This is a genomic window from Lysinibacillus zambalensis (assembly GCF_040183165.1).
Taxonomy (GTDB): domain Bacteria; phylum Bacillota; class Bacilli; order Bacillales_A; family Planococcaceae; genus Lysinibacillus; species Lysinibacillus zambalensis.
In genome coordinates this window covers 1-17,200 of record NZ_JBEGDG010000006.1, presented here as the reverse complement: position 1 = coordinate 17,200, position 17,200 = coordinate 1, and the positions used below count along the sequence as shown (strand labels likewise).

At 33.7% G+C, this 17,200-nt stretch carries 21 protein-coding genes; 13 read left to right on the top strand and 8 right to left on the bottom strand.

The features are described 5' to 3' along the window. Positions 1-120 precede the first annotated feature (120 nt). Positions 121-720 carry a TetR/AcrR family transcriptional regulator gene (locus tag ABNX05_RS09715; RefSeq protein WP_349659539.1) on the top strand — a complete coding sequence of 200 codons (600 nt, stop codon included), beginning with the start codon at positions 121-123 and terminating at the stop codon, positions 718-720. A gap of 67 nt (positions 721-787) precedes the next feature. Here ABNX05_RS09715 and ABNX05_RS09710 read toward each other — a convergent pair whose 3' ends face one another. From ABNX05_RS09710 to ABNX05_RS09700, 3 genes are all read right to left on the bottom strand, one after another. Continuing rightward, positions 788-1,585, bottom strand: a complete 798-nt coding sequence (locus tag ABNX05_RS09710) for an ABC transporter permease subunit (RefSeq protein ID WP_349659538.1) — start codon at positions 1,583-1,585, stop codon at positions 788-790. Further along, positions 1,582-2,469, bottom strand: a complete 888-nt coding sequence (locus tag ABNX05_RS09705) for an ABC transporter ATP-binding protein (RefSeq protein WP_349659716.1) — start codon at positions 2,467-2,469, stop codon at positions 1,582-1,584. Before ABNX05_RS09705 ends, ABNX05_RS09710 begins: the two co-directional genes overlap by 4 nt. A 210-nt stretch (positions 2,470-2,679) precedes the next feature. Next, the gene (locus ABNX05_RS09700; RefSeq protein ID WP_349659537.1) at positions 2,680-3,579 is read right to left on the bottom strand and encodes a hypothetical protein; all 900 of its coding nucleotides are present in this window, start codon (positions 3,577-3,579) and stop codon (positions 2,680-2,682) included. Between the two features lie 229 nt (positions 3,580-3,808). Here ABNX05_RS09700 and ABNX05_RS09695 point away from each other — a divergent pair, with 229 nt between their 5' ends. From ABNX05_RS09695 to ABNX05_RS09680, 4 genes are all read left to right on the top strand, one after another. Beyond that, positions 3,809-4,375 (top strand): class I SAM-dependent methyltransferase, encoded by a 567-nt coding sequence (locus ABNX05_RS09695; RefSeq protein ID WP_349659536.1) that lies wholly within the window; start codon positions 3,809-3,811, stop codon positions 4,373-4,375. Continuing rightward, positions 4,375-4,971, top strand: a complete 597-nt coding sequence (locus ABNX05_RS09690; protein ID WP_349659535.1) for a DedA family protein — start codon at positions 4,375-4,377, stop codon at positions 4,969-4,971. The genes ABNX05_RS09695 and ABNX05_RS09690 overlap by 1 nt, the downstream gene beginning before the upstream one ends. A gap of 216 nt (positions 4,972-5,187) precedes the next feature. Continuing rightward, positions 5,188-5,889: a response regulator transcription factor gene (locus ABNX05_RS09685; RefSeq protein WP_349659534.1), complete on the top strand. Its 702-nt coding sequence runs from the start codon at positions 5,188-5,190 to the stop codon at positions 5,887-5,889. Further along, a complete protein-coding gene (locus tag ABNX05_RS09680; protein ID WP_349659533.1) occupies positions 5,873-7,390 on the top strand; it encodes a sensor histidine kinase in 1,518 nt (505 codons plus the stop codon). The genes ABNX05_RS09685 and ABNX05_RS09680 overlap by 17 nt, the downstream gene beginning before the upstream one ends. A gap of 42 nt (positions 7,391-7,432) precedes the next feature. Here the strand turns inward: ABNX05_RS09680 and ABNX05_RS09675 are convergent, their stop codons facing one another. Then, positions 7,433-7,741, bottom strand: a complete 309-nt coding sequence (locus ABNX05_RS09675) for a hypothetical protein (RefSeq protein WP_349659532.1) — start codon at positions 7,739-7,741, stop codon at positions 7,433-7,435. Next, positions 7,742-8,122 carry a hypothetical protein gene (locus ABNX05_RS09670; RefSeq protein ID WP_349659531.1) on the bottom strand — a complete coding sequence of 127 codons (381 nt, stop codon included), beginning with the start codon at positions 8,120-8,122 and terminating at the stop codon, positions 7,742-7,744. 73 nt (positions 8,123-8,195) lie between these two features. On the opposite strand from ABNX05_RS09670, the gene ABNX05_RS09665 reads away from it, so the two are divergent. Further along, positions 8,196-9,035, top strand: a complete 840-nt coding sequence (locus tag ABNX05_RS09665) for a hypothetical protein (RefSeq protein WP_349659530.1) — start codon at positions 8,196-8,198, stop codon at positions 9,033-9,035. A 62-nt stretch (positions 9,036-9,097) separates the two neighbouring features. On the opposite strand, the gene ABNX05_RS09660 is transcribed toward ABNX05_RS09665, so the two are convergent. Next, positions 9,098-9,958, bottom strand: coding sequence for a YitT family protein (locus ABNX05_RS09660; RefSeq protein ID WP_349659529.1), 861 nt, complete (start codon positions 9,956-9,958; stop codon positions 9,098-9,100). 33 nt (positions 9,959-9,991) lie between these two features. After that, on the bottom strand, positions 9,992-10,537 hold the full coding sequence (locus ABNX05_RS09655) for a helix-turn-helix domain-containing protein (RefSeq protein ID WP_349659528.1): 546 nt from the start codon (positions 10,535-10,537) through the stop codon (positions 9,992-9,994). A gap of 176 nt (positions 10,538-10,713) precedes the next feature. Between ABNX05_RS09655 and ABNX05_RS09650 the strand changes: the two genes are divergently transcribed. The 6 genes from ABNX05_RS09650 (at position 10,714) to ABNX05_RS09625 (ending at position 15,386) form a co-directional block, all read left to right on the top strand. Beyond that, entirely contained in the window at positions 10,714-10,965 is a 252-nt protein-coding gene (locus ABNX05_RS09650) for a PLD nuclease N-terminal domain-containing protein (RefSeq protein ID WP_349659527.1), read from the top strand. Continuing rightward, the gene (locus tag ABNX05_RS09645; RefSeq protein WP_349659526.1) at positions 10,949-11,851 is read left to right on the top strand and encodes an ABC transporter ATP-binding protein; all 903 of its coding nucleotides are present in this window, start codon (positions 10,949-10,951) and stop codon (positions 11,849-11,851) included. Before ABNX05_RS09650 ends, ABNX05_RS09645 begins: the two co-directional genes overlap by 17 nt. Before the next feature lie 4 nt (positions 11,852-11,855). Continuing rightward, a complete protein-coding gene (locus tag ABNX05_RS09640) occupies positions 11,856-12,635 on the top strand; it encodes an ABC transporter permease (protein ID WP_349659525.1) in 780 nt (259 codons plus the stop codon). A 20-nt stretch (positions 12,636-12,655) separates the two neighbouring features. Then, positions 12,656-13,357, top strand: a complete 702-nt coding sequence (locus ABNX05_RS09635) for an ABC transporter ATP-binding protein (protein ID WP_349659524.1) — start codon at positions 12,656-12,658, stop codon at positions 13,355-13,357. Further along, positions 13,347-14,912 (top strand): hypothetical protein, encoded by a 1,566-nt coding sequence (locus ABNX05_RS09630; protein WP_349659523.1) that lies wholly within the window; start codon positions 13,347-13,349, stop codon positions 14,910-14,912. The genes ABNX05_RS09635 and ABNX05_RS09630 overlap by 11 nt, the downstream gene beginning before the upstream one ends. 90 nt (positions 14,913-15,002) lie before the next feature. Continuing rightward, positions 15,003-15,386 carry a GntR family transcriptional regulator gene (locus ABNX05_RS09625; protein WP_349659522.1) on the top strand — a complete coding sequence of 128 codons (384 nt, stop codon included), beginning with the start codon at positions 15,003-15,005 and terminating at the stop codon, positions 15,384-15,386. A gap of 44 nt (positions 15,387-15,430) precedes the next feature. On the opposite strand, the gene ABNX05_RS09620 is transcribed toward ABNX05_RS09625, so the two are convergent. Next, entirely contained in the window at positions 15,431-15,985 is a 555-nt protein-coding gene (locus tag ABNX05_RS09620) for a GNAT family N-acetyltransferase (protein WP_349659521.1), read from the bottom strand. A gap of 536 nt (positions 15,986-16,521) precedes the next feature. Between ABNX05_RS09620 and ABNX05_RS09615 the strand changes: the two genes are divergently transcribed. Further along, positions 16,522-16,929 carry a YugN family protein gene (locus ABNX05_RS09615; protein ID WP_349659520.1) on the top strand — a complete coding sequence of 136 codons (408 nt, stop codon included), beginning with the start codon at positions 16,522-16,524 and terminating at the stop codon, positions 16,927-16,929. Positions 16,930-17,200 lie beyond the last annotated feature (271 nt).

The following is a 17,200-nucleotide window of genomic DNA, read 5'->3' as shown; positions in this document are numbered from 1 at the left end:
AAATAAGGTAAATGCTGTAATGACTACTACTTTTTGAACTTGTTGTAATTATTGAGGTAATCATCTAACAACATGGCTAAATACTAACGGATTAAAGTGATAATACAATGGGGGTTCTAAATGTCTATTCACGATATCATGAATTTTGAAACGAAACGAGCTATAAAACTTGCATTACTTGTACAAATAGAGAAAGTAGGTTTTGAGCGAGTAACAGTAAAAAACCTAGCTATTACTGCAAACATTAATCGAGGAACTTTTTATCTACATTATAAAGATAAATTTGAAGTGATGGAGGATTTGCAGCAGGAATTATTAAATGAACTAGAGAGCTATGTAAAAAACGTTCAACCGCTAGATGCTTTTCACTCGATAAAAATAGGCCAACTATATCAGCCATTTATTACAGTATTTCAATTTATTAAAGAGCATGCAAGAGCTTTTCGAATTATTTTAGGGGAGCAGGGGAGCCCCGCCTTTAGCAGGAGAATGAAGAAAGTTTTTAGTAATCATATTTTGGATAAAATCTCTGTGATTCGAGAAGAAGGGCTTGACCCAGAGTTTCTACAATATTTTGAGGCTTTTTTAACTTCCGCGATTTTAGGTGTTATTCAAGAGTGGTTACGCAGTGGAGATGAGAATTTAAATGTGGAGGAGTTAGCCATGATTCATTTTAGGTTATTGCGCTTCATTGGTAATTTGGCATCTTTGCAGAAATGAATTTTTATATTCCTAAGTTTAAGAATCTGCTTGCTACAAGAAAGCAAGCAGATTCTGACGTTTAGCTTTACAAATGTAAATCACGTTTAACAAAAACACGAATAGCTAGCATATAGCATAGCAGCCCGATTACAAACAATGCTCCTAGCATCCAAATGGACGAGCTATTTTGAGTCATTAATTTTTCAGGTGCAAACAATGAGTAAATGGTGAAGTACTTAAGCTTTTCTAAAGAACCACCCATATTACTAAGCGCTTGAATTAAATAAAATAGAATAGGAATCCCTGTACTATATGCATAAGAGGTTCTTAAATCTTTGCTACTGCAGGATACTAAAAAGCAGTAGCCACTAATGGCAAAGTGTAAGAAAAAAAGACCGATATTTAATGTCAAAAAAGCACTTAAATCCAGTTCATTTGGAAATAGAATCCCTGAAAATAAGATGGCTATTAAAGTTGTTACCGTGAGCAATATAAAGATACTGGCAATCAAAAAAAATGCTTGCGTGAAGACAATTTTAAAACGTGTATTCGGTGTTGCAATTAAGTATGCCATGGAACCGTTATCGATATAGCCCATCATTAGTTTATTTGCCAACATAATAATAAAGACTAACGGCAAAATAAGTAATAAAAAGCCATACAAATAAGTAGATAGAAATTCAATTAATGAATTGCCTATGTTACTCATACCAAATGCTGACATCAATTCTGGCATTGTTTCGGTAAGCTTATTAAGAGTATTGCTCATTTCAGGGTTATACATATAGACAATACTAATGATATAGAGCATTAATACAGCGAGTATAATAGTAAAAAGTTTAATAGTAGCTAGCATCTCATGTTTTAGCAAAGTAAAGTTCATGACTCTTTTCCTCCACTTTCGTAGTAATGCATGAATATATCTTCAAGAGATTGTGAAATGATATCGAGGTCATTAATTTTATAGTCTGTTAATGTATGCAGTAATGTTTGGACATTACCCTGAACTTTTATAATTGCTTGTGTTGGTCCAATTTGTTCTATAGTATGTTGCGCGCCTAAAAAACGAGATAGTTCTTGCTCGCTTTGAAATTCAATTAAATACTTTTTAGATTTTCGCTTTTTTAAGTCAGCGATTGCTTCCGTTGCAACAATCTTGCCGGCATTAAGGATTGCTACACGGTCACAAGTTTTTTCAATTTCTTCAATCATATGAGAGGACATGAATATGGTCGTTCCTTTTCCTTTTTCAGCTAAAATAAAATCGATAAACTTTGTTTGTATAAGAGGATCTAATCCACTTGTCGGTTCATCTAGAATAACTATCTCTGGGTTATGCATAAATGCGCAGATGAGACCTACTTTTTGCTTCATACCCTTTGACATTTTCTTAATAAGCCCAGTAGCATTTAATTCAAAGTATTGCATGAGTTCATGAGCTCTTGTTAAATCATTTAACCCTCGCATTTGGGCAATGAACTTGATGAATTGATGTCCAGTCATTTTATCGATAAATGCAATTTCTCCAGGTAAATAGCCTACGAATTTTTGAATTTCGGCTGTAGATTGGCGACAATCTAACCCTTTAATAAAACACTGACCTTGTGTCGGCTGTAAGAAGCCCATTAAGTGCCGAATTGTTGTAGATTTACCTGCACCATTGGGTCCTAAAAATCCGAACACTTCACCTTTTTCGATTTGTAAGTCCACATTCTGTACACTATAAAAATCTCCAAACTTTTTTGTTAGATTATTGACCTCAATCATTGCCATACATTTCACCCCTTCGACTGTTCTTTATAATGATTATAAAACTAATTTTTAAAAAATAAATTACTATACAATGCAACACTAAACAGTGTGAGCTAAATGGCTGTGCGATATAAAAAAAGAACATGAATGGTTTCTTTAAAAAGACTCCATCATGTTCTCCGCCAAGTGAGGACAATTTTACATGTACCAACAGCTTGAAGATATTTATTCGCCATAATAATTATTCAGTGCTACTTCTAAACGTTCTTCTAGGTGCTTCGAAATATAACCCAACACAAATTGCTCTTTTTCCATCTCAATTTGAGAGGAACGAAAAAGTTTTCTAAAATAGCCTGCATTATTCTCTATAGAATATTGCTGTAGTGCTTCTGTCCGTAATGTCGACACAATTTCATTTTCAATATGACGCTCACGAATTTTTTGCACAATATCCTTCACACTATGCTCTTGGAGTTCTGAAATTTGTTTTTGTAAATTTTCGTTTTCTAGCTTAAGCTCAGCTGTTTCTTTTTGAATTTCTTCTACTTGAAGATCCGATTCAGAGGATACTAATTGAATTTTTTGTGCGAGAAAGTCTTGATTGATCGTCACTTGTAGGGTGCCATGTTCTTCGTCGGGAAGAATGTTAAAAAGCCCAGTTTGTATCATTTGCTGAAGAACATTTCCAAGAACATCAACCTTGTTCGCTAAATCATCAGTACCCATAGTTGTTGCAGTTATTTGGTGTTTGATGTGTTGACCATTGTCATCAATTCCTAGTAAAAGCTTTAAGCCCTTAACGCGGTGTTCATCTTTTAGCAGTAAAATCATGCGAAGTCTTAAGATGGCAGGAAGGTTCAAACGAATATTGGTATTTGGGCTATTCGTAGCATTATCAAAAATATACTGTTCGAACGGTTTAATATAATAGCGAAGCATCGCATCCGTTATTTCAAACCAGCTAGCGACTTCTGAAGTAGAATAATAATTTGTTTCCTCAATATGCGCTAAATAGCCGTCATTATAAAGTATTTCTTCTGAAGGTGTATTTTGTATTACGACAAACAATGGGTCTTGTTGCACGATTCCGAGTACCAATTCTTTTGCATTATTTAGTTTAAGCATCCTTTCACACCCCACTTATTTTTCCGTATCATTTATTCCTTATATAGGTTTCTATTCTACTGGAAGCAATTGTATGACAATTTTGTAAAGGAAATAATTATTAGAACCAATGACCTAACAATCTTTTCTGGTCTCTTAAGAAAAATTTAAGAAATCTCCTCGGAAATCTTTAAGAAATGCTCTTTATATTAAAAGTATTCAAATAATACTTTGATCGGGGAGAAAGTGTATGTTAACGTTCCTTACTGAATTTATAAAACATCCAAAAACGATAGGTGCAATTTCACCTAGTTCTAAAAAATTAGCAAAAAAAATGGTCGACCAAATTTCTTTTGAAAATGCCCGGTATATTGTTGAACTAGGTCCGGGTACGGGTTCATTTACGAAAGAATTAGTGAAAAGAAAAGAGCAGTCAACAAAGTTAATTCTTATTGAAAATAATAAAGTTTTTTGTGAAAAGCTTCGTGAACAATTTGAACATGAGCCGAGTATAATCGTAATACATGGTTCAGCAGAGGATTTATGCGATTATATGTCAGCATTAAATATTAAAAAAATTGATTATGTCGTATCTGGATTACCTTTTACATCATTGAATCCTGCCATTTCATCACGTATTTTACATAATGTAAAGGAGTGCTTAGAAGATGGAGAATTTATCACATTCCAATATTCACTTGTTAGAAAATCATTTATCCAAAATTATTTTGAAGACATTTCACATGAAAAAGTATGGATTAACCTTCCACCTGCCTATGTACTCAGCTGCAAACTTGGAAATGTGAGGGCTAGCTAATGGGATTACAAGATCTTCTATCATATATTGAGCAATACGGTTATTTTGCTTTATTTTTCAGCTTATGGCTAGGAATCGTTGGTATGCCCCTTCCGGATGAGATGATTGTGATGAGTGGTGGATTTTTATCATCGTTAGGAAAAATGAGTGTGTTGAAAGCTTTTGTACTAACTTATCTTGGCGCAGTTTCAGGACTTTCCTTAGGGTTTATTCTTGGAAAGGTGTTTGGTCATAAAATACTGGATAAATTGGTGAAAAAGAACAAGGCTAAATATTTATTACAGTCAAAAAAATTATTAGATAGGTACGGTCATTTTGCTTTAGTGATAAGCTATTTTATACCAATCGTGAGACATATACTTCCATATTTAGTAGGTATGAATAACGTGTCATTTAAAAAATACGCTTTGTATTACTACTCAGCAGGTTTTGTTTGGACACTGATTTACTTTACACTTGGTTTGTTCTTTGGAAAACACATTGAAAATATTTCCATGATAGCGACGAAATACGGTATTTACTTTGGTGCTTTCGTTAGTATTGCAGTATGTTTTTATTATTTTTATACACGAAAATTAAAGTCGGTATCAGAGTGATTTTATTATTTTTATATACGAAAAATAAAAAAATAGTTAAAATTAGGAACTGTAATTATGAGTGGGAATATTTTCATGAAATAGGTTGATTGGAACGAAGACTGAACGCCCTAGGAAAGCGCCAAGTTGGAACGAAAATCAACCTCGTGTTATGATGCTAGGTCTGATTAATAGGCATCTGATAATTTAAAATACTTTGAAATTTGGTGGGATTAGATGACGAAAGAAACAATACTGATAGTTGATGATGAAAAAGAGATTAGAAATCTTATTGCTATTTATTTAAAAAATGAAGGCTACGATATTCTAGAAGCAAGTGATGGAGAGGAGGGCTTAAATCTTTTAAAGAAACATAAAGTACATTTAATTGTTCTAGATATTATGATGCCGAACGTGGATGGCATCGAAATGTGTATGAAGGTAAGGGAAATAGCCGAGATGCCTATTATTATCCTGTCAGCAAAGTCTCAAGATATGGATAAAATCGTGGGATTATCCATAGGGGCAGATGATTATGTAACAAAGCCCTTTAACCCTTTAGAGCTAATTGCGCGCATAAAATCTCAACTTCGTAGATATATCAAAATGAATCGACTAGATAGTATGAATGAAAGTGAGATAGAGATTGGTGATCTGCGAATTAATACCGACACACATGAAGTAATCGTCAACAATGAAAAGGTAAAGCTTACGCCAAGGGAGTTTTCTATTCTTGAATTACTTGCAAGAAATCAAGGCATAGTCATGAGCGCTGAGCAAATTTATGAAAAGGTTTGGAAGGAAGAGGCTATACAGTCTGAAAATACGGTAATGGTACATATACGAAAAATACGAGAAAGAATTGAGACAAATCCAAGAAATCCTCAATATATTAAAACAGTATGGGGAGTAGGTTATAAAATTGAGAAAGATCATTAAGCTATTCAAATACTTACTAAGTAAACTAAAAATACTTATTGTAAAGGCTATTACGAAAGTACGAGCAAGTATTAGAGTCCAACTATTAACGACTTTTATTGTTTGTGCATTTTTAGGACTACTTGCCGCACGGGTCACGCTCCCGTTTGTTTTAAATATCAATGAAACAGCTACAGTTGATTATAGTCAAGGGATGCAGCAGATAAATTTTCAAGCGCAGCAAGTTGCAGAATTAGCTGTCAATGATAATAGTATAGAATCCTTACAGAAAATGATTGAATCAGAAAATGACAAATTAGCACAATATCAAGGTGCGTTGAAAGTGTTAGTTACCGATGAGAGCGGTAAGGTATTGTATAAGACGAAACAAGTGGAAGAGGAACAAATTGATTTACATAATAAAATTCGAAATGTAATGGATTTTGCGATAAATCACCCACTCTATAATTATGAGATACCGGCAATCGAACAATCGCGGCAAGAATTTATTGCCTTTTATCCATTAACTTTAGATAATAAAAACTTTTATTTGTTCGTTAGTGGAATTCCCGAGGGGACGGTTATTGCAAAGTCGACAGAGGGTTTTATCCCTTTATTTATTGGAATTGTTGTATTTGCTTTCTCATTCTTCTATATAACGAAAAGAAAAATGAAACAAATCGAGGCGCTTGCTAAGGGGGTAATGGAAATCGCAAAAGGAGATTTAACCTATCGCATTGAGAAAAAAGGGATAGATGAAATCGCTTTATTAACAGAGAATGTCAATCAAATGACCGAAGCTATTATGACGAATATAGAGATGGAACGGAAGATTGAAAAACAAAAAAATGAATTAATTACGAATGTTTCGCATGACCTACGAACACCACTTACTTCGATTATGGGTTATTTACGATTGTTAAGAGATGAAAGGTATGACACAAAGGAGCAATATGATGAGTATTTAAAGATTGCTTTCTCAAAATCCGAACAGTTAAAGAACCTGATTGAAGATTTATTTGAATATACGAAGCTAACGAATGACAGCATTGTCCTTGGGCAACAGGAGGTATGTATGAATGAGCTTCTCGATCAATTAATTGAGGAGTTGATTCCGCAAGCGGAGGAAAACCATCGTACATTTATTAAAAATTTCTCAGAGGAGCGGATTTTTGCTTCAGTGGATTCTGAGAAAATTGTTAGGGTCTTTGATAATTTATTAATGAATGCTATTAAATATAGTACAGGTGACGGTGAGATTTTTGTTTCTCTTAAAAGAAAAGAAAGTAATGTTCAAATCTGTGTTGCTAATGAAAGTGATGAATTTACATCTGAAGAGCTAACGAGCTTATTTGAGAGATTTTATAAAAAAGATCAATCAAGAACAAGTGTAGCGGAAGGCTCAGGACTTGGACTTGCTATTGCAAAGAGCATTGTAGAACTACATGGTGGCAAAATCGACGCGAAGTATACGGATGGTATGTTGCAGGTTAACATCGAACTGCCTATTACAGCTTTATAAAAAATAGAAAGGTAGCATCTAATAGTACAATGCTACCTTTCTTCATGGGTGAATTAGTTGCTCAATAGTGAGAATATGATTGGCTTTAGTGTGAGGGAGTATCTTTTGTAAGTGCATAAAAATATTTTTGTCCTTAATAATAATTTGAATTTCTGTATAGCTATATTGTTTTTGGACCTCTTGAACATATTCTGTAATTTTCAATAAATGATGTGGGTCTTTCATTTCTACTTCTACAAAAAAGGGCAGCGTTAATTGATGTAAACTTAAGCAACCGCGACGAATCCAAATCGCTTCATTAACGTAATAACGGATAGGTAATTGACGATTACTTGCGATAAATAAGTCCATTTATGTCTCCTTTTTTATATCATGATGATAGTAATGATGGATAGAACCATCAAAATGATGGATAGAATCGTCAAAGTGACGGATAGAACCGTCAAAGTGACGGATAGAATCGTCAAAGTGACGGATGGAACCGCCAAAGTGACGGATAGAACCGCCAAAGTGACGGATAGAACCGTCAAAGTGACGGATGGAACCATCAAAATGATGGATAGAATCGTCAAAATGACGGATAGAATCGTCAAAGTGACGGATAGAACCATCAAAATGATGGATAGAATCGTCAAAGTGATGGATAGTGAACCCTTTAAAGACAGATACGTATACATCAATCGTCTTTAGAAAATATTTTAACGCAATTGATTGTATTTCGTCATCTTGCAAGTTTATTGAAGAATTTCTTTTCTAATTACGTCAATACTATATATTATATTTGGCTGTAAAAGGGGACATTTTGATGAAGAAAATGATAGTATTTACTTTATTGCTACTTTTTACAGTTTGTTTTACTTCAATATTTGTTCACGCTAAGGAGAACCATGAAGAAGACTTAGTTAGTAGGTTTATGCCATCGAATGCGTCACTTATAAGCCCTAAAAATCCTTTCTCCACACGGCCAATTCAATTTTATGACTTAGACCAAGATGGACAGAAAGAAATAATATTCACTTATAACATTAAAGCAAAGGGTTACCCTTTTCAGTTTGGATCTATAGTGCTAAAAAAACACAATACAGATTGGCGAAAGATTTGGGAAACTAAAATGCAAGGAGTCGATTTGGATTTTTCTAGTTTGGTAGATATTACTGGTGATGGCACAAAAGAATATTTATTTGGTGTGACGATTGGGGCGGCAATGGGAAGCAATCTGGAAGTGTTTCAATGGATTAATAACTCATTCAAAAAGATTGCTGAAATTCCTTATCACAAAATGGACTTTGTAAATGGAGTACAAAAAGTTGGTCTAGCAGTTTGGCAAATGTATATTGGTGATAGTTATTTAGTGGATGTATTAAAATGGAATGGTGAAAAGTTGGTCTATAACGAAGAATTATATTCTAATTACTATCCAATCATCGAAAAGTTTTATAAAGAAAAAATTTCAAATATGGATGCCTGGTTTTATTGGTATTGCCTTGCAGATGCCCAAATCAAAGCAAATAAATTTGAAGAAGCATCTAAATCTATTCAAAAGGGGATTGCATTAGCTAAAAAATTATCAATGGAAGATGTAATCGAAGACTTTAATGATTTAAAAGAAAGACTAGAAAATAAACAAAAGCATTCGCCAAAATAAAAACGCACATTACTAAAATCATTTAGCAATGTGTGTTTTTTTATTTGGATAGTGAGTAGACTTTAGTGAATATCACGTTTTTTGAAGTTCCCACCACGTACCTCTGAAACATCAGAAATAACTATGAAGGCACCTTCATCAATATCTTTAATAATCGATACAAGTTTATTTTCTTCCATACGGTTAATAACACAGTTTAATATATCAGTTGGTTCATTGGAGAAACCGCCTCGCCCTTTAGTATATGTAACACCACGACCTAAACGAGCTTGAATCGCATCACCAATTTCCTCTGATCTTGCACTGACAACACGAACATCTTTTGATTTTTCTAAACCATCTTGGATAATATCGATAACGTTTTTCGCAATAAAGTATGTTAAAGCTGAGTATAGTGCGCTCTCTAAGCCAAAAATAAAGCTTGCCCCTAAGAAAATAAAGGCATTAATAAATAATATAATATCCCCGACTGAAAACGGAACCTTACGTGAAAGTAACACGGCTAAAATTTCAGAGCCATCCAAAGCGCCACCGTTACGTAAGACAATCCCAATCCCAACACCAAGTAACATACCACCAGATAAAACAATTAATAGTGGATCATTCGGACCTAAAATTGTTTTAACATCATGCATAAGCACTGTGGAAATAGATAGAGCGGCAATCCCAGCAGTACTCATCAATGCAAATGTTTTACCTACTTGTTTGTAGCCAATCCAAATAAACGGAATGTTTAATACAAAGAGCAGTACGCCTAATGGAATACCAAAGAGGGTTGCGCCCATAATACTAAGCCCCGTCACGCCACCGTCAATGACATCATTCGGAATTAATACCGCTTCTAGTCCATATGCCGCGATGATGGCGCCAATTATAATCATGATAAATTTTCTTGTGTTTTCAACTGACTTACTTTTTTTCATAAATCTTCTCCATTTCTTTATGTAAAATACTACTTAAGGTTTTGGAATAATATTTATTGCTATTGTTTTTGTCTCAGTATCAGTCTCTTTATTTGAGTCGGCCATATTATAGTATCTATTAATTAAACCATTTAATTCATTTTCAAATTTATTGAATTGATCATTCGTTAACGTTAAATCAATAAATGAAAAAGTTGCACAATCTGCAAGACTTTCTTCTTCATCAAGTGAATGTAAATAATTTTGATATTGAGATAGTAAAGTTAATTGATAGTAGGAAACATAATTTAATTTTTGTTTGATTGTTAGTTGTGCCCAATCATCCTCATTAAGTTTTTCTGCTCCTTCATTTACTGCATAAAATTTTTCTGTAACAGAACGTACTTTTCGCTCTTTCACAATTTTTATGATGTTTTCATCCACTAAAATTTGAATGTGCCGATACAAAGTAGCTTGAGGTACATCCTTTATGATAGAAATCATCTCCAAAGTGCTTAAGCCATCTTCTTTCTCGTGCATGAGAGCTTGTAAAATTTTCATTCTCACAGGGTGCATTAATACCTCTGCTTTATTCCGCATAAAACGATCCTCCTATCATATGGAATCAAGGGAAGCAATCAAATGTTATCAATATGAGAACATTACCAAAAAATATACTATAGGTTTTTTAAAAGGATGTACAGTAAAAAGGTAATGAAATTTTTTACATCTTCTGTTATCATTATTGATAATGATAATGAATGGGGGTTTTAGAAATGAAATTACACTATGGTTTTGATGATTTGCAGCAAATAGATTGGGCAAGTATACTTCCAATCATTTTGCCATTTATATTCGTAGGATTTGTTCTAATCATTGTTGCTTTATTCGACTTATACCGGCACCGCGATACGAGAGAAAACATACTAATGTGGACCATTATTATTTTGTTCTGTAATTCAATTGGTTCTGTTCTATACTTCATTATTGGTAGAAAGGATGTAAATAAACGTGCGCTTAGAAATTAAAAATATTACGAAAAAGTTTAAACAAAAAACAGCCGTAAATGATTTTTCAATGGTCATTGATGTTAATGAATGTGTCGGGTTAATTGGACCAAATGGAGCGGGGAAATCCACGTTAATTCAAATCATTGCCGATATTCTGAATGCAGACAAAGGAGAAATTCTTCTTGATGGTCAAAAGATTTCATCTATGAGAAATCATATTGGTTACTTACCTCAGTATCCTAATTTTTTTTCATGGATGACAGCATTTGAAACATTGTCCTTTATGGGGACACTTTCTGGCGTAGCAAAGAATGAATTGAAGAAAGAAATCCCATTGCTTTTAGAAAAGGTCGGCTTAGGGAAGGAAGCACATAGTCATGTCGGGACATTTTCTGGTGGTATGAAGCAACGCCTTGGCATCGCACAAGCATTATTGCATAAGCCAGCTTTAATGATTATGGATGAACCGGTATCAGCGCTAGATCCAATAGGTAGAAGAGAAGTGTTAAATCTATTAAAAGAGATCAAACAAGAAACGACAGTTTTAATATCAACGCACATATTGAGCGATGCAGAGGAAATTTGTGAGCGCTTTGTGATGATTAAAAATGGTTGCAAAATAGAAGATGCTACAAAGTCAGAGCTGCTAAAACGCCATCAAGAATCAGCTATCTTTTTAGTGATCAGAAAGGCAGATTTTCAGTGGTTACCAATGATTGAACATTTACCATATGTGAAGAAAATCGAAAACTGTGGAGATGGCTTCAAAATACACGTTGAAAATTTGCAAACAGATGCTAATCGACTAATACAACATGGATTAGATTCAAAAGTGATGTTTACTAAATTTGAAGTAGGTATTCAAGACAATCTAGAAGAAATATTTTTGGAATTGGTGGTGTAATAAAATGAGAGCTTTTATTGCATTAAGCAAAAAAGAAGTACAGCAAATGGCAAGGGAATATAAAATATTTTGGCTCCCAATCGTATTTATTTTACTAGGGCTAACTCAGCCGATTATGATGTATTATTTACCTGTTATTTTACAATCAGCGGGTGGTATTGAGGGTATAATAATTGATCCTACGATGGCAAAGCCTGTGGGACAGGAGGTACTAGCCTCAACATTAAATTCACAGTTTGATCAGCTAGGCATTATTATTTTGGTCGTTGCCACTATGAGCATTATTCAAGGAGAAAAAGCGAATGGCATGATGGCATTTATCTTAACAAGGCCAGTATCGATATCTTCTTATTTAAATAGTAAAATCATCATCCATTATATATTGGCGGTTATATGTATAGCTCTTGGCTATGCAGTGTCCTATGGCTATTCAGCGTATTTATTTACTTCGGTTCCTATGACGCAAGCTATGTGGGCTTTAGCATTTTATTGTGTTTGGCTATTATTCATCATAACGTTTGTCGCAATGATGAGTACATTTTTTAATAGTCCTGCATTTATTGCACTAATAAGTATTGTTAGCCTATTTATTTGTCGTTTTATCGCTGGCCTACATCCATTAATAGATGTTGTGAATCCTGCTAGTAATAGTATGTATGCAACAAATATTTTAATGTCGGGTGATGTGGGATCTTGGGTTGGCATCAATATTGTAGTAACGCTGCTGTTAGTTGTATTGATGATCATTACTATGCAAAGTTTCATTGCGAAAAAGAAATTTTAAATGAAATTAGGTGAAAAAATTTGTTATCGATACAAGATTTACAGAAGTCGTATGGCCAGCAGGAGGTTTTAAAAGGAGTAGAGTTAAAAATAGAAAAGGGAGAAATACTTGCGTTTGTTGGTGGGAATGGTGCAGGTAAAACAACGACATTAAATTGTATTGCTGGATTAGTAGAACAAAATTGCGGAAAAATAATAATTAATAATGTTTCGAAATCGCAATCGCTAGAATATAAAAAGCAATTTTATTTTATACCCGATACGATTCATGTATTTCCAAATATAGCTGCATATGATTGGATACATTTTGTTTTGAAGCTATATGAAAAGACTGATGATGAAAAACTACAAAGCTTTATTAGCATCTTTGGTATGGAAAAAAGTATTTATAAACCTATGGGAACGTATTCTTATGGAATGCTTCATAAGATTGCGTTGATTACTGCTTTTACAATTAGTCCGCCTATCCTAATTATGGATGAGCCGTTAAATGGATTAGATCCACTTGCTGTCGTTGCTTTTAAAAATTGTATGAAAGAGTATGTTGAAAAAGGGGGGACCGTGCTCTTTTCAACTCATTTGTTAGATGTTGCTGAGAAAATTTGTCAATCCATTTCGTTTTTAAAAGATGGCAAGATCGTCTTACATGAGCGTGTTGAGAAATTGCTAGTCGATGGGAGCTTAGAGACTATTTTTATGGAGAAACAAGCTAATGAAGGATAATATGCAATTAATCAAATTCTTTTTAACATCCTTTTATGCAAAGCCAAAGCAGCCAGTAATTCAAGCACTCCTAATTATTGCATTTATTTATGTAGCCATGCAGTATTTTGTACTTACCTTCATTATCTATTTCATAGCGACCCCAGAGGAGTATTTATTTTACAATGTTCTTCTTTCAAATGGTGTGACATATTTATTGATTTCGTATTTTGCCATTTCGGTAGTGTTTAGTCAAAGTGATTTTGCTATATTTGCTCATTTACCGATTTCAGCGAAAAAGGTTGTCATGTCTAAAATTATAAGTGGAGTAACTCTACCGATAATGGCGGTAAGTATTTTATCAATACCTACATTTTCGATATTCCTGAAAGAGTTTAGTCTAGGTGTTGCTATAAAATCAATAGTATTTTTACTTGTCATGAACGTTTTAATTGTATTAATCCTTCTATTAGTGTTGTCCATTTTGAATCATTTTCGCAGTGTGTTTATTAATGCATCCGTATATCTACTGGTTAGGATGACGCTTATAGTAGGTATTGGTATAAGCCCAATATTGTACTTTCTAATAAAAAATAATCATGCAATCAGCACTGTTTTAGTGAAATTAGATGTTTCAACAATATCATCCTTAAGTGCTTCAATTTCTGATTTTTTAGAAATAGGTTATCGTTTTGCAATGCAACAGTCATTGGTGGAGACGCTTTTGTCATTTAATACGGCAATAAGTTTTATCTTATTATTCGTACTATGTTATGTATTGTTTAAAGCAACTATAAAAATAATAGCGTCTAAGTATTATGAACATGGCTTGCTTGTAAGTAGAATAGAAAAAACGACTAAAGTTTGGGGGAGAGATATTCAAAGCAGCTGGATCAATTATTTGCAGCGTGAATATTGGATTATTCAGTCTGAACCTTATTTTAAAATGCAAGCTATTTTAGGGATGGTTTTAACGCCAATTTGTACAATCATTTATTTAATTCTCGGACAGACGACTATTTTAAAGGTTGAATGGATGTTGGACAACGAATCTTTTCTATTTGTCTATATGGTTTTGTTGATGAGTTGTATGAACAATATTAGTGGGACTCCCTATTCAAGAGAGGGGAAATACTATGCATCTAGCATGACACTGCCATTTGATTCACAAAAGGTTTATCTAGCAAAAGTTATGACTTCATCATGTATCGGCATGATATCGGTTGTAATAAGCTATATTATTTATATGCTATTTGCTAGAGCTGGTTTTATAACAGTACTGCATTTACTGATTACTTTACTATTAGTCATGACTTATAATTTATTGTCTCCGCTTTATGATAGAAGGCATCCATTACTTGAATGGTCTAATCCATCGGAGGCAATAAAATCAAATCCTACAGTTTTAATAAGCTTGCTTTATGGATTACCGATATTGATTGTCATTGGGCTTCTCCATTTTAGCTTGCTTACTTTCAATGTTTCTCCATCGATGACAGCCCTAATTATTTTGGTAATTGTAACTTTATGTACAATTACAGTAATTATAAAATGTTTTTTGAAGGAAAGAATATGAAAGGATACTTAAACAATTGAATGTGAAATTAGATCTAAAGAGTAACATTCCTTTGTATCTTCATTCAGTGGGTGTCCAAACACCTACTGAATGAAGATACAGCGTCCGGACGCAATTACGCAAGGCGAAATTGATGTGAAGTTAACCCAGCAACTTCTTTTTGAAATAGCAAAAGGGAACTTGCAAAATGGTGACCCATTGCCTTCCATTCGTAATTTAGCGGCTGAAACAAATCTCAATCTTCATACCGTTCATAAAAGCTACAAGGAGCTTCAAAAGAAGGGGATAATTGATATAAAACCTAACTCAAAAGCAATTGTTATTAAGTCCGCTGAAGCAAAGAGCTTTGACCTTCAACAAATTTCTATAAAGGTTGAACAAATAATGTGTGAAGCTTATGTTTTAAGTATTATCGAACATCAACTACAGCAGATGTTACATGAAAATTTGCATAAATATTATAGTGAGCGTTAAGAGAGAAAGAGATGGCTGCTGCAATATACAGAAGCCATCTCTTATTAATTAGCATGTATTTTAGTAAACTCATCCTTGGTCATTCCGAAATAGACCTCGTCGTAAAAGGTACCATTTGTATATATCATATTTCTTAAGCGGCCTTCCTCCACAAATCGTAGTTTTTTATGTAAAGCTATAGAAGATGCGTTAAAGGAGTAAACACAAATGGTTGCTTTCTGATAGCGAAGTTCTAAGAAATAATGCTTTAAAATGGTTAAAATCATATCTTTTGCATATCCTTTTCCTCTATATGGAGGAAATATCGATATAGCATAATCAAAGGTCCCGTTCTTGGCATCACATCCAGAAACTTCAATGGTCCCCACGGCATTGTTCGAAGCATCCTCCGCAATCCAGTAAAAATCATCACTCACTGTAGATGCCCCTTGTGATGATATTTCATTGATCCATTCTTCAATTTGCTGATTTGTCCGAGGAAAAGCGATGGAATCAAGATTTTTTAGTATATCATCATCTAAATTTTCAAACATACGAATGTCCTCAGACTTAGGCGCTCTTAAACGTATTTTATCTCCACACCAATAGGATACTTTCATTGAATTACCTACCTTTCTAATTTATACAGTTAAATTATACCATCGTAATTGTATGGAAGAGAAAAAGCAAGAAACTACTAGAAGAGTTTCCTGCTTTTACAATGTTATATTAAAAATACTGCCACAATGGTTGTAATCACAAGACCAATCGCGACAGGCAATAAATTACGCCTCCTACTTGTTCTACGTCTTCCTTGTATCGTTTGTAGCATAAATTTGCTGATCCACGCTTCATATCCCATGCCATGTAGCGAATAGACTTCGTGACAATGAGTCGAAGGAATATAGGCAGTTATAGATCATTCCCTTGCTAGAATTTGCACATTAGAACATATAACTAACTAAAAACGTATGGCATCTGTCCGTTTTTCCTGTATAAAGGAAAGCGGATTTTTTGAAAAAACTTTTATAATTGAAATCTATAAAAATATTTTGTTTATGCTTTTTTGGCCTATTTATTGTTTTGATTAGTTTGAATACGTATATATTTTTTTGGTAAGAATGGTAATAAGTATTTTAAGCCAGGAGGGAATATATTGTTAGAGTTACAAACGGAGCTTGAAGGAAAGAGGACTACTTTTGGCTATATTAATTACCGAATTAAAGAACTAGGATATACATTGGGGGGAAATTGGGATTATGATCGGGGATGTTTTGATTCCATTTTGTGGAGAGAAGGAGGAGAAACCATTTACTTAAGAGTTCCATTTTCAGTTTTGGAAGGAGAGCTCGACCAATACGATTCATCCATTATTTTCAGTAAACCATACGTTATAAAGCATGTTGTAAATATTGGTTTGGATATGGATAAAAATTCTTTATTGAGTACCACGGGAATTAACCAATTTCAAGAACCTCTTGATAAAGACGGTTACATTAGGAATAAAAATAAATGGGTACATGCGGGAGAAGAAGCTATAAAAAAGTTTATTAGCTGTATGTAATGAGGTCTATTTTTAAAAATCGATGTATTTAACCGTATAAAATGAATGAAGAGGCTGGGACATATCAAAGCCGGATAATTTTTTTGAAAAATTTACAAAGCAATAATGAAACCTGAATTAATACAAAACACAAAATGAGCGTTCTGTATATAGTTCGGTTTTTTTATTGGCTAAAATCTTTTTGTCCCAGCCCCTTTCTTACGATTAGTCAACCTTATTTAAAGAATAATTTAATTTATATTTTTATGAGTGTTAGTGGTGAGGGATATCC